The following is an 11,980-nucleotide window of genomic DNA, read 5'->3' on the forward strand; positions in this document are numbered from 1 at the left end:
CGCAGCCTGACGAACAATAACAGAAGAGGCCGTCATGAGTGAGCAGCATTGGGACTATCTGATTCAGGGCGCTACCGTATTTGATGGTAGTGGTGCACCTCCCGTGCGTGAAGATATCGCCGTGGCAGGCGGCCGCATTGCCGCCCGTGGCGCCAACCTGGATGGGGGCAATGCGCGCAAGGTTATTGATGCCAACGGCCGCTGGGCCATGCCCGGCCTGTTCGATATTCACACCCATTATGATCTGGAGCTGGAAGTGGCTCCGGGCCTGCCGGAATCCGTACGTCATGGCACCACCACGGTAGTGATTGCCAACTGCAGTCTCGGTCTGGCCTTTGGGGCTCAGCGTAAAAATGGCGCCGATCCCATCGTTGACTGCTATGCCCGGGTGGAAAATATTCCGAAGTCCGTATTGCGCGCCACCGCCGATAAAGTCGACTGGCATAGCCCGCGTGAATATTTGCAGCACCTGAATAAACTCAGCCTTGGCCCCAATGTGGTCACTCTGCTGCCGCACTCCATGCTGCGTATTGAAGTGATGGGCTTTCAGGACAGTATTTCCCGTGATCCCACGGAAGAAGAGTTGCAGAAAATGGAAGCCTTGCTGGAGCAGGCGTTGGACGATGGCTATGTCGGCATGTCTACCGATGCGTTGCCGTTTCATTATCTGGCCAATCAGCCGAACACCGGCAAAACCATACCAACCCAGTTCGCCAAATACGCGGAGATCAAGCGACTCACCGAGGTGCTGCGTCGGCGCGGCGCGGTGTGGCAAGCAACACCTCCGAAAGATAGCACCATCGGCACCATTCGCACCTTTCTACTCAGCTGCGGCCGGCTCCATGGCAAACCGCTGAAGACTACCGTGGTAGCGGCGCTGGATGTGCAGGCGAACAGAAAAATCGTGCGTCTTGGCCGGCTGCTGGCGCGCGTCTTGAACTCCCGTTTTCTCGGCGGTGACTTTCACCTGCAGGCGCTGGCGGCGCCGTTCAAAGTTTGGTCGGATGGTGCGGTAACGCCACTTTCCGAGGAAATCCCCGAGCTGCGCGCACTAAATGAAATTGATCTGGAAGATCGCCCCGCGCGCCGCCGAGTGTTGGATGATCCGGCTTATATCGAACAGTTCAAAGCCATGTGGATGCACGGCAAGACTGGCTTCGGCCCCGCGCGACTAAAACGTCTGCTGCGTCTGGAAGACTACGCCTTCAACCGCACCCTGGAAGACATGGTGATTGACCTGTGTCCGCTAAAGGTCTGGCAGGGTATGAATTTCCAACAAGTTTTTGATCGTGTGCTTAACGCCAATAGTAAAATGGGGGCAGCCCCCGCCGGCGAGGAGCAGCAGGTCATAGCGGAGTTCTTTGCTCAGGTGCAAGACGAAGCCGATTTTATGCTGGGCATGCTGCGCGCCTTTGATCTGGAGCTGAGCTGGTACACCGTGTCTGCCAATCGCGACGAAAATATGGTGCGCGAATTGCTCATGGATCCGCTGCTGCTACCGGGCTTCAATGACTGTGGCGCTCACCTCACCAATATGGCGTTCTACGATGGCAACTTGCGGGCCCTGAAGTTGGCCGCCCAAGGTGGCCAGCAGGATGTGGCCTATATGGTTAAACGCCTGACTCGTGATGCTGCCGAGGTATTTCGGGTAAAGGGCGGGCGCATGGAAGTTGGCGATCAAGCCGACTTGATTCTCATTGATCCCGAAGCGCTGCAGCAATTTGATCATCACGACAGTGCGCGGCGCATCTACCGCGACGAGTTCCAACACGATCAACTGGTGAATCGCACCGATGGCGTCGTGCCGCTGGTGATGGTCAATGGCCATCCCGCCTGGAGTAGCGATCACTTTGAAGCGCCGTTTGGCAAACAACAGTTGGGTACGGTGCTGGAGACCGTGTTTTGAGTGATCAGGAACAGCAGATACTGCATAGCTGGGAAGTTAACGCTGCGCCGTGGACGCAGGTGGTTCGCAATCAGGAGATTGCCAGCCGAAAGCTGGTGACGGATGCCGCCATTATCGAAGCGATAAAGATACGTTGCCCAGCCACCGTACTGGACATCGGTTGCGGCGAAGGCTGGTTGGCGCGCAGGCTGGCAGACCAGGGCATGCAGGTAACCGGTGTCGACGCTATTCCTGCATTGATAGGCACCGCCCGCGCGGCGGGTGGGGCAGACTATTACCAGCTTAGCTACCAGCAACTGGTGGCCGGAGAGCTACGGCAACGCTTCGATGTGCTGGTGTGTAATTTCTCCTTGCTCGGAGAGACATCGGTAGAAAACCTGCTGGCGGGTTTGCCCGCCATGCTTAGTCCTGGTGGTAGCCTGCTCATACAAACTTTGCATCCGACAAGTGCCTGTGGAGACCAGCCCTATCAAGACGGCTGGCGCGAAGGAAGCTGGCAGGGGTTTAGTGATGCATTCTCCCGCCCGGCACCTTGGTATTTCCGCACGCTAGAGGGATGGTTGGCACTGTTTGCTCACACTGGCTGGCAGTGTGAGCAGCAGATTGAGCCGGCTTATCAGGATGGGCGAATAGCGTCGGTGATCTTTGTATTGGCACCATCTTGATAGCACGGCTCGCTGTCTGAGCTAGTGCCTGGTCACGCCTTCTTAATCAGGCTGATTAGGTAGAGCAAGATAACCGCGCCGATGGTGGCCATAATAATGGAGCCCAATAGGCCTCCCGCTGTTATTCCGACCAGGCCGAATAGAAAGCCACCCAGCACAGAGCCAATAATGCCGACAATAATATTGCCGATCACGCCAAAGCCTTTGCCTTTAACGATGTTGCCAGCAAGCCAGCCGACCAGTGCGCCAATTGCCAAAAAGATAAGAAAGCTGATGATATCCATGTCTCCTCCAGTTTTGTTTCCAGTCCAAAAGGTATATGACAGCAATAGTGGCCGCAGCGCCAGTGTCAATGATGGTGCCAGGAAAGCCTATTAATATCCTGTAGTTAGCCAGTCAGGCAGGGCGATAGTCGCGCCATCACTCTGCGCATCAGTGGCCTTGGCGAGCCTTTCGATACGCTTTTCTGTCAGCGGGTGAGTGGCCAGTATTTCCGGCATCAATCCCGACCCCATTGTTTGAAGCTTTTCAAACAGGGTGGCAGCGCCATTCAAGTGGCCGTAGTGCGCTAGCATGGCCTCTATGGCTTGCTGATCAGCAGCGTTTTCCTGCCCGCGAGAGAAGCTCAGCCCGGTGAGCATGCCTACGTTGCCGACGATTCGTTGCGCCATTGCCGAATCAGATACGCCGCTGATTGCGCTTAAACCAAGCGCCACTGCTGCGCCACGCCCCAGCGCCGTTATTGGATCACGGTGTTTGATATGGGCGATTTCGTGGGCCATCACCATGGCCAGCGCGTTTTCCGTATCGAGGCTATTGAGCAGGCCGCTGTAAATGACAACGTTGCCACCCAGAGTGGCAAATGCATTGATAACCTCGTCATCTTCCACGTAGCGCACATGAATGGTTGTGTCTGGCCCCAGATCCATAGCGGGAGAAAGGCGGTCCGCAAGATCTTGCAGCCAACGCTGTTTGCGTAATGCGGTTTCAGATAGCTCTACAGGTCGCTGGGCTAGATAGGCGTCAGACCAGCGATTTTCCTGAGCCATTGGTATCTGGCGCGCCAGCCAGCCTGCGCCCAGTGACAACGCTAGCACTAGCAGTGTTGCCGCTAGCGCGACCGCGGCCAGCATCCAGAAAAAGTCCACTAGCGGATGCTGGTCGCTGACATTGATGCCTTCCGGCGGCGGGCGGTTTTCGTATTCCATTAGTCAGTCTTGCCCGCCACAAGTGCGGTGCCGTAGGCATACACCTCTACGCTGAAGGATTGTCCTGAGGTGCCCTGACCGATGGACGAGGTTTCCAGCTTTACGTTGAAGATCTGGGTGGCGCCATGTGCTCGGGCTTCCTCTTTCATACGCAGAATAGCTTCCCGGCGCGCTCGCTCTACCAGCGTTTCGAATGAGGTTACGCGGCCGCCTATAAGGTTGCGCAGCGCGGCGGCGGTCATTTTGAAGTAGTCCACTGCTACCACCACATTGCCGCCTACCAGTACAGGTGTTGTGGGCGTAGAGCTCGGAGGAGGAAAGCGTGCACTGAAGGCAAGCACGTCGCGATATTCTTCCTCGCGAGTGCGGATTGATATGAAATGCCGCTTTTCCGCAATCCGCCCGAACACATAGCCCGTGGTTAGCAGGCCAAGGAGTATCAGAATATCCATGGTTTACTCCAGAACAACGGCCGTGCCGTAGGCAAACAACTCCGCGGCTCCCGCTGAGACAGACGAAGTGGAGAAGCGCACATTGATAACCGCGTTAGCGCCCATGCCCTTGGCCTGATCGACCATCCGCTGAACCGCTTCATCTCGAGCTTCCTGCAGCAATTCGGTGTAGCCCTTCAGCTCGCCTCCGACGATGTTCTTCAGGCCGGCGAGAAAGTCCTTGCCCAGATGCTTCGCCCGCACGGTGTTTCCCTGTGCCATACCCAAGTGCTTAATCACCTTGCGGCCGGGAATAATCTCGATATTGCTTACCAGCATGAATGTTGCTCCAGTTGTTCAGGGTTAAATGGAAGGGCGGCTGCCGGAATGCTGGCGTGTCGCTCTCAGTGAGTTATACCCCATAAGCGAATGGCAGCGAATAGGGTCGCTGGAAGCTGTCCAAGAAAACTATCGAACTGCTCTTCATTAACGTGCCTTCTTATTGCTCTGGCGACGTCTCGTATGGCAGTTCCAGTTGAGAGTCAGCGGCGACACGCCTGCAGTACACCTGGTGTCATGGTGTCGATACCTTGCATACGCAGGGAGCTATGCTTGCTAATTAAAGAGCCAATGCATTACGCGATCTACTTCTAGGTCTTTGCTATTAGATATAAGCCTGAGCCTGTCATCACTCCACCGGCTGTCACCTTGAGTGCGCGCCCTGCGCCATGGCTTTTTGCGAAAGACACTATGGCTGTGGCGAAGTATGCGTATGCTAATTTAGCGCCACCAACTGTAGTCACGGTTAAAGCCGAGATCATTAGTATATCCACCTCGGTAATATTGGCCAGATCAACGAAGGCTGGGAAAAGGCTTGCGTAGAAAAATATTGCTTTTATGTCTCCCAGGGTGAGAAGTAGCCCGGAGAAAAAGCTCGCCGATAGTTCTGGTCTTGACTGATCAAACTTCGCAATTGGCATAGAAGCGCTTGATTTCATCAGGCCTATGCCAAACCAAATAAGATAGGCGCCTGCCAAGTACCTCAGAATAAGAAAAAAAGCACCCATGGTTTCCGCTAACGCCGCCATCCCTAGAATGGCACAAAGCACAAAGACGAGGTCGCCGACTACGATGCCTGCCGCCACGGCGCAGCCGTTGATAAATCCGGCGGAGGAGGAGCGCGCAATGACCAGTGCAACACTAGCGCTGGGCACTAAGGCTAGACCTGCCATTACAGCAAACAAAGCCAATATTTCCATTAAGCCCATATCGGCTCCTGTGCCTGATGGTGGCGAGTCGATTCGTGATAGCCTAAGCCTAGGTGATGCGAAATCATAGGGCTCCATATGAACGGCTGGCAACTCGGGAAACATCCCAGAGCGGTTCCCAAAAAAGCGGCCGATTAAGAAGTCTAATAAAGAATCCAAGGTTGGGGCTATGGACTTCTTCGATTCCTACATACTGCAGGGCCTGTCGGTTTTCTTCCTGAGTTTCTGGAAGACCTGGTTGGGCCCGGCTCTGAGTGCTCCCTACGGATTCTCCTATTGGGAAATGATCTTCTGGAACGTAAGTGGCGCCATGCTCAGTGCCACAGTGACGCTTCACTTCAGTCGTAACATAAATTTGTTGGTTCGGCGGCTGCTGCCAAAAAAAGATACCACACCGAGATTTCGCGGGAACTTGAGACGGTACGTACGGTTCTGGCGACGTTATGGCTTCTATTTTGTAATGTTATTGACGCCTGTGCTTGTTGGCATACCTTTGGGTGCCTGGATTTCAGCAAGGCTTGGTACGCGCAAGTCGCGTATTTTATTGATGCTGGCCACTTTCTCGGTGTTGTGGTCTTCGGCACTATATTACGCAGCTCTTTTCGGCATTGCTTTCATATAGTGGCAGCTAAAGAAATCCTGCCGCCGCCATGGACGCGTTGCCACTTGAGCGGTGTCATCTGGCGCCACCCTTTGAAGGCGCGAATAAAGTTTGTCGCCTGCCGGTACCCTAACTGATATGCAATCTCCTCAATCGAAAAGTCTGTTGTTAGCAGCAGTTGCTCCGCCAACGCCTGTCGCGTCTCTTCCAATAAGGAGGCGTAATCCATCCCTGTTTTAGCCAGATGTCTGTGCAACGTGCGCCGGTGCATGCCCAGGTCCTCACATACGCGCTCCAGTGGCGCGCCAGCACACAGGTGTCGCATGATGCTCTGGCGCACCCGGCCGGCAAGTCCACCTCCTCTATGGCGATGACTGTCGAGCAGGCGCTCGCATTCCTGTTCACAGCGTTTGAAGAATGCCGTGTTGTGGCTGGGCAGCGGCAGCCCGCCAAGCGACCGGTGCATGCCGATAAGGTTTTCCGGCTGGTCGTAAGCCACACGCGCGCCGAAGTACTCATCCACAGCGTTGTGGTAGGGCGGTCGCGGGAAGGTGCAGGTAACCGTAGTAAGCGGCACATGCAGCGGCACCATGCTGCGCTGGATGCTGATCAGTATGGCGGCGTCGCGTTCCAGCAGGAACTGGCTAACGTCCGCCGGCAGGCCATCCACGCTCACAGTCATCAACGCCTGCTCGCCCCGGTCAAGGACTCGCGGCTGGCACCAGGCCGTGGTCAGGCGGGCATAGCGCACGCCCACTTCCACCGCCTGACGCATGGTCCGGGCGTTGAGTACCGCAAAGCCCCAGATGCCAAAGCTGGTGGCCTGATAACGGCGCCCGGCGTGCAGGCCCAGTGGCAGGCCATCGCCGAGGTGTAAAAGCAGGTTGCGGATCAGGCGCAGTTCCTGGTCAGCGCTTATCTGGGCCTCGAGGTTAGCCAGAACCTTAGCTGCGATACCGGTGCCTGCCAGACACTGGGCCCGCGTCAGGCCATATTCCTCGCCCACCTCCACGAGGATGGCGGCACTGGCTATGGGGCGGGGGAAATCCCAGTGAGCAGCAATGGCCATGCCTGTCCTTAAAAGATTACTTATCGGCATGGTAGGCCATGGGGTCGCGCGCACGCTAGTCATAGTCTGGAGGCACGCTCACAGGGGAGATCCGCATATGACCCGCTCACAACAGACGCGCGCCCGCATCAGGCCGCACAAGGATTACGGCCTGTTTGGCCCGGATTCCATCACCTGGCGGGTGTTCCGCTTTGCTGGCTCGGTGACGCTGGGCTTCCAGCGCACTGTAGTAGTTGAAATGTTCGAGCCGTTCCTGCTCGCCTCGGTGGATCACACCGAGGCAGTGATGAACCGCCCGGCAGTGCGTTATGACCGCACACTGCAGTACGTATCCACCATTGCTTTTCACGACAGCTCGTCGGCGGTGACCGCGGCCGACACTCTGATGAAGATTCACTCGCGTATTCGCGGCATCGAGCCGCTTAGCGGGTTGGAATACGATGCCAACCAGCCGCATGCCCAGCTGTGGATTCACCTGACCCAGTGGCACTCGGTGTTGTATGTGTACGAGAAGTTCGGCCCCGGCCCGCTGACTGAAGCGGAGGACCGTCAGTACTGGGCCGAGTGCCGTGAGGCGGCAAAGTTCCAGAGCATCAATCTTGATGAGGTGCCGCGGAACCGCGCTGAGATGCGCGCCTATTACCAGCGCATGCGGCCGCACCTGTGCGCCACAGAAACCACGCAGAAAACTGTGGCCCACCTGCTCGGCGCATCGAAGTTCCTGCTGGAAAAGGCGCCCTGGTATCTCAAGCCCGTGGCGCCGGTGGTGAACGAGGCGTTCCGCCGCGGCACCATCGCCACGCTGCCGCGTTGGCTGCGTGAGCTTGGCGGCATTCGCCAGAGTCGTGCCACAGATACGGTGATGGTTGCGCTGATGAAGGTCACCGCGCGCGTGGTGCCGAAAGGCCCGCGCACGCAGATCGGCATCTTGAAAATGATCTCACCGAACACGGTGCCGGTGGTGGGGCCAGCTTTGCTGAGACTGGCACCAGAAAACCCGGTCACTGTCAGTGCCAAGCAGGCATGGGCGACCGCCGGGCGGCCACTGCCGCGCGAGCAGTATGATCACTTTCTTGCCACACGCCCGGTAAGGGCCGCCGCGCAGGCACCAAAAGACGAGGGTGAGGCGGCGCTGCTGCAGTTTGGTTGAGCGGCCTCAATGGTTAAAATATATCAAACCACTACGCCGCTTCTTTGTTGAATGATGTCTCTCGCGATCATTGAGATTGGCGAATTCAACGCCTTTTTTGCCATAGATTGAGACCATGATTTTCTATGCCACTCAATAAATATCTCATTTATAGTCGCGTAATCCTGGTCGGTGGGTTGCCATTCAATTTCACATCCAGCCTCTATCTCTCCCGGCACTAACACTCTGGCGTAAGCACCGGGCCTTTGCGCAGCAATGAATTTTTTCGCAAATGAGCCATCCCCCATCCTTGTTGTAAATTGAGCGCAGGGAACTCTTGGGGCTGAGATTTCCAAAAGCACAGTGCCAGCTAGCAGCAAACGATCTCCAACGCGCAAATCGCCATCGTGATAGTCACTGATAGTAAGGTTCTCGCCGAAAATTCCGGGCTGAAGTTCACGGCCTAGCTGGTCTTGCCACCAGGCGTAGTCCTTCGCACTATAAAGGTATATAGCCTGATCGACCCCGCCATGAAATTTCTTGTTTACAATCGTATCGCCGCTCAATCCAAGCTCATTAATTAAAATTGAGCCATTTTGAGGCTTCTTGAATATTCCGGTTATAACTGACTTTTTACCAACCTGAAGTTTTTCTGGAGTAGCAGTGTTAATAGATACTACTTTCATACTAACCTCGCCACGTGGGGTTTCCTCATAGAAAAGACGTAGAGATATAAAGATTCTCTACCTGCTCTCTGGCCCATGGTGTTTTTCTCAAAAACTTCAGGCTGGATTTCACAGAGGGATCGTTCTTGAAGCAGTTTATGTTAATTCTAGTCGCCAGTTCTTCCCAGCCATAGTGCTCGACAAGCATTACCACGACCTTCTCAAGAGTGACGCCGTGCAATGGATTATTTGGTTGCTCGCCACTCATGTCTGAATGCGCCTGTAGATTGATTGTCGTTGAATGCCGCCGTGACAGTACTACTATAATCCATACTGAATTAACCTTTTATGCTTAACGTCGCCAACAGGAGAGCCGGCAAGGTGTCCTGATCTTCGTGGTAAATCCGGCAGCAGCCCGTCAACTGGCGGTAATTGTCATGTTATTGGCCAGATTTGCGTATGCCAACTGCGGTTTAATGCGCACGGCGCCGCGCAACAGCGCCGTCAGCACCGTCATGACAATAACTAATCACGCGGAGATGCACGGCCATGAAGCGATCTTACTGGCTAGCCCTGGTGGCACAGGCCCTGATCTGGACCACCACAATTCACAGCCCCGCCGCTCTGGCCGGCGCCACCGACGATGCCGTCTACCAGATGGCGCAGCAATGCTATGCCATCCGTTCACCGGGCACGGGCAAGTATCTGCAAAACCGCAATGGCGTGTTCCAGTTTGCCACCACCGATGTCAATCAGGCCGAGAAGTTCTTCATGAAGCCGGCGCGACTCGGCGACTTCCTGATGACCGACCGCAACGGCCGCTACCTCAGCAGCGTGGTGCCTTTGGTGGAAACACCGGCTTCCAATCCGGGTCTTGCCGCCGAATGGGACATCAGCGCTGCGCAGGTCAGCAGTAGTCATTTCCGCTTCCGCTTCAAGAACCGCCTGACCCAGGCACCGGTCCAGTATGAGTGGATAAAGAGTACCAAACATAGCTGGTGGCGCTTTACCTGGTACACCCATGAGCCGCGTCTGGAGCAGCATTTTGATGTGGTACGTCGCGGTGATTGCCGCTCCTATCCGGAAATTGCCTCTGGCGTGCGCGGCGACCGCAATCGGCTGAAGGGCAACGTCACTGATCCAGTGCGCGGCTTTGTTGATGCCCACGCCCACATCACCTCCTATGAGTTCATGGGCGGCAAGGTGATCCATGGCGCGCCATTCCACAAGTACGGCGTTCCGTATGCGCTCAGTGATGCGAAGGAGAGTCATGGACCGAATGGTCAGCTCGATATCATCGGCAAACTTGAGGTGAAGGGCGACCCCACATTTACTTATGACACCAGGGGCTGGCCGCATTTCCCCTATTGGCCTTCAAAGGATGCAAAAACGCATACTGGTTACTACTGGTCGTGGATTGAGCGGGCCTGGTTGTCCGGTCAGCGCGTCCTGGTGACGCAACTGGTAGAGAATCAGGTGCTGTGTCTGGCGCAATCCACCCTCAACCCGATTGGCTGGCTGCCGCACAACAGCTGCGACACAATGGCCAGCATCCGGCTTCAGGCAGAACGCATCAGACAACTGCAAGACTACATTGATGCCCAGTATGGCGGGCCAGGCAAAGGCTTCTTCCGTATCGTCACTTCCCCGCAGCAGGCGCGTCAGGTGATTGCGCAGGGCAAGTTGGCCGTGATTATGGGGGTGGAAGCCTCTGAAACACTGAACTGCGGCGTTCGTGATTTCTGCAGCATATCGAAAATCGAACAGGGACTGACGGAGCTTTACAATCTGGGTATCCGCAGCATTTTCCCTACCCACAAATCAGATAACCAGTTTGGAGGCTCCATCCTCGCTGACGGATTCGTGAACATCGGCCAAGCACTGGCTACCGGCCACTACTTCGAAACCGAGCGCTGCGACGACAGAACCAGAGGCATGAACATGACCTCCGGCTTCCCGGTGATCGGTGAGGTTCCGGTGGTGCAGGATCTGCTGGCACAGATCGGCGCAAGCCCGAGCTATGATGACCACGGCGATCACTGCAACCGCCACGGGATCACCCCGTTTGGCATATACCTCGTCAACCGCATGATCGATCTCAACATGATCATTGATCTGGACCATCTTGGCTCGGATACCACCAATCAGGTGATGCAGATCGTTGAAGCGAGGAACTACAGCGGCATCGTCAGTTCCCACAGCTTCATGCACAGCGCCAAGGACGGGAGCACCCATGTCAACAAGCAGAAAATGCTGGATATGGGCGGCTTTGTGGCCACCTACGTGCAGGATGCCGATGGTGGTGGCTATGCCCGTGATCTGGCGGCGGTGAAGAAGACCCCGTACCTGAAAGCCGTTGGTATCGGCACCGACACCTCTGGCCTGTCAGCTCAGCCTGGACGTCGTGGCAGCGCCGCATCCAGCCCGCTGCCTTACCCCTTCACCACCGAGTTCGGCCTGACCTTCGATCGCCAGGTGTCCGGCACACGCACCTTCGACCTCAACAATGAAGGACTGGCCCACTACGGCCTGCTGGCTGATCTGGTCCAGGACACCCGCCTGCGTCAGGGTGGCGAGGTCTACGATGCGATCATGAACTCGGCGGAGGGCTATCTGCAGATGTGGGAGCGTGCCGAGGCCAATAACAGCAGCGGACATATCAACCCTTTCTGAGCCTCTGCGCACCGGGCCAGGCCGGCCCCTTCGGGCCGGCTCTGTGTTTTCACGCTAGAGCAGGGTGTTTGCGCTGCATTATACGATCACGGCTATGTGGCCTTTCCAGGCTGTCTTTTTGGCCGCAGGCTACGGCTGAGATTCATCCTCAATGAATTTACAGGCGTCCTCGAACTGATAATCCAGACCCACCCAAACTGTATAAGAGTCTGCGTTCACAAATCCCGGCGCCGGCCCTGAATGCTCGCCACCGACATATATAGGCACACCGTTCAACTCTAATGTGAGCTTTGCATTAAAGGCCTCTGTTCTATCGATGGTGCTAAAGAGCTTTTTCATTTACTCCTTCCCGGCATAACGTTGCC

Annotated in this window: 14 protein-coding genes; 5 read left to right on the top strand and 9 right to left on the bottom strand. The window is 56.0% G+C overall.

The annotated features are described in order from the left end of the window. Positions 1 to 34: 34 nt before the first annotated feature. Entirely contained in the window at positions 35 to 1,906 is a 1,872-nt protein-coding gene (locus tag J1C54_RS08955; RefSeq protein ID WP_229146623.1) for an amidohydrolase family protein, read from the top strand. After that, complete coding sequence (locus J1C54_RS08960; protein ID WP_229146625.1) at positions 1,903 to 2,571, top strand: bifunctional 2-polyprenyl-6-hydroxyphenol methylase/3-demethylubiquinol 3-O-methyltransferase UbiG; 669 nt, start codon at positions 1,903 to 1,905, stop codon at positions 2,569 to 2,571. Before J1C54_RS08955 ends, J1C54_RS08960 begins: the two co-directional genes overlap by 4 nt. A gap of 32 nt (positions 2,572 to 2,603) precedes the next feature. On the opposite strand, the gene J1C54_RS08965 is transcribed toward J1C54_RS08960, so the two are convergent. The 5 genes from J1C54_RS08965 to J1C54_RS08985 form a co-directional block, all read right to left on the bottom strand. Continuing rightward, positions 2,604 to 2,855, bottom strand: coding sequence for a GlsB/YeaQ/YmgE family stress response membrane protein (locus J1C54_RS08965; RefSeq protein WP_255612591.1), 252 nt, complete (start codon positions 2,853 to 2,855; stop codon positions 2,604 to 2,606). A 90-nt stretch (positions 2,856 to 2,945) separates the two neighbouring features. Then, a complete protein-coding gene (locus J1C54_RS08970) occupies positions 2,946 to 3,779 on the bottom strand; it encodes a M48 family metallopeptidase (protein WP_229146626.1) in 834 nt (277 codons plus the stop codon). After that, positions 3,779 to 4,231, bottom strand: coding sequence for a YbjQ family protein (locus J1C54_RS08975; RefSeq protein ID WP_229146627.1), 453 nt, complete (start codon positions 4,229 to 4,231; stop codon positions 3,779 to 3,781). The genes J1C54_RS08970 and J1C54_RS08975 overlap by 1 nt, the downstream gene beginning before the upstream one ends. Positions 4,232 to 4,234: 3 nt before the next feature. After that, the gene (locus J1C54_RS08980) at positions 4,235 to 4,549 is read right to left on the bottom strand and encodes a YbjQ family protein (RefSeq protein ID WP_229146628.1); all 315 of its coding nucleotides are present in this window, start codon (positions 4,547 to 4,549) and stop codon (positions 4,235 to 4,237) included. Positions 4,550 to 4,860: 311 nt separating this feature from the next. Beyond that, on the bottom strand, positions 4,861 to 5,478 hold the full coding sequence (locus J1C54_RS08985) for a LysE family translocator (protein ID WP_229146631.1): 618 nt from the start codon (positions 5,476 to 5,478) through the stop codon (positions 4,861 to 4,863). 169 nt (positions 5,479 to 5,647) lie between these two features. Here J1C54_RS08985 and J1C54_RS08990 point away from each other — a divergent pair, with 169 nt between their 5' ends. Further along, on the top strand, positions 5,648 to 6,100 hold the full coding sequence (locus J1C54_RS08990) for a hypothetical protein (protein ID WP_229146632.1): 453 nt from the start codon (positions 5,648 to 5,650) through the stop codon (positions 6,098 to 6,100). On the opposite strand, the gene J1C54_RS08995 is transcribed toward J1C54_RS08990, so the two are convergent. After that, positions 6,093 to 7,148, bottom strand: a complete 1,056-nt coding sequence (locus J1C54_RS08995) for an AraC family transcriptional regulator (RefSeq protein WP_229146633.1) — start codon at positions 7,146 to 7,148, stop codon at positions 6,093 to 6,095. The two genes, J1C54_RS08990 and J1C54_RS08995, sit on opposite strands and share 8 nt — an antisense overlap. Positions 7,149 to 7,245: 97 nt before the next feature. On the opposite strand from J1C54_RS08995, the gene J1C54_RS09000 reads away from it, so the two are divergent. Then, positions 7,246 to 8,298: an oxygenase MpaB family protein gene (locus tag J1C54_RS09000; RefSeq protein ID WP_229146634.1), complete on the top strand. Its 1,053-nt coding sequence runs from the start codon at positions 7,246 to 7,248 to the stop codon at positions 8,296 to 8,298. 23 nt (positions 8,299 to 8,321) lie between these two features. Here the strand turns inward: J1C54_RS09000 and J1C54_RS09005 are convergent, their stop codons facing one another. Next, a complete protein-coding gene (locus J1C54_RS09005) occupies positions 8,322 to 8,963 on the bottom strand; it encodes an MOSC domain-containing protein (RefSeq protein WP_229146635.1) in 642 nt (213 codons plus the stop codon). A gap of 25 nt (positions 8,964 to 8,988) precedes the next feature. Then, on the bottom strand, positions 8,989 to 9,210 hold the full coding sequence (locus tag J1C54_RS09010; RefSeq protein ID WP_229146636.1) for a VF530 family DNA-binding protein: 222 nt from the start codon (positions 9,208 to 9,210) through the stop codon (positions 8,989 to 8,991). A 281-nt stretch (positions 9,211 to 9,491) separates the two neighbouring features. Here J1C54_RS09010 and J1C54_RS09015 point away from each other — a divergent pair, with 281 nt between their 5' ends. After that, complete coding sequence (locus J1C54_RS09015) at positions 9,492 to 11,615, top strand: membrane dipeptidase (RefSeq protein WP_229146638.1); 2,124 nt, start codon at positions 9,492 to 9,494, stop codon at positions 11,613 to 11,615. A 129-nt stretch (positions 11,616 to 11,744) separates the two neighbouring features. Here the strand turns inward: J1C54_RS09015 and J1C54_RS09020 are convergent, their stop codons facing one another. Continuing rightward, the gene (locus J1C54_RS09020) at positions 11,745 to 11,954 is read right to left on the bottom strand and encodes a DUF2007 domain-containing protein (RefSeq protein WP_229146640.1); all 210 of its coding nucleotides are present in this window, start codon (positions 11,952 to 11,954) and stop codon (positions 11,745 to 11,747) included. Positions 11,955 to 11,980 lie beyond the last annotated feature (26 nt).

Source organism: Alcanivorax sp. 1008, from assembly GCF_020667895.1.
Taxonomy (GTDB): Bacteria; Pseudomonadota; Gammaproteobacteria; order Pseudomonadales; family Alcanivoracaceae; genus PGZG01.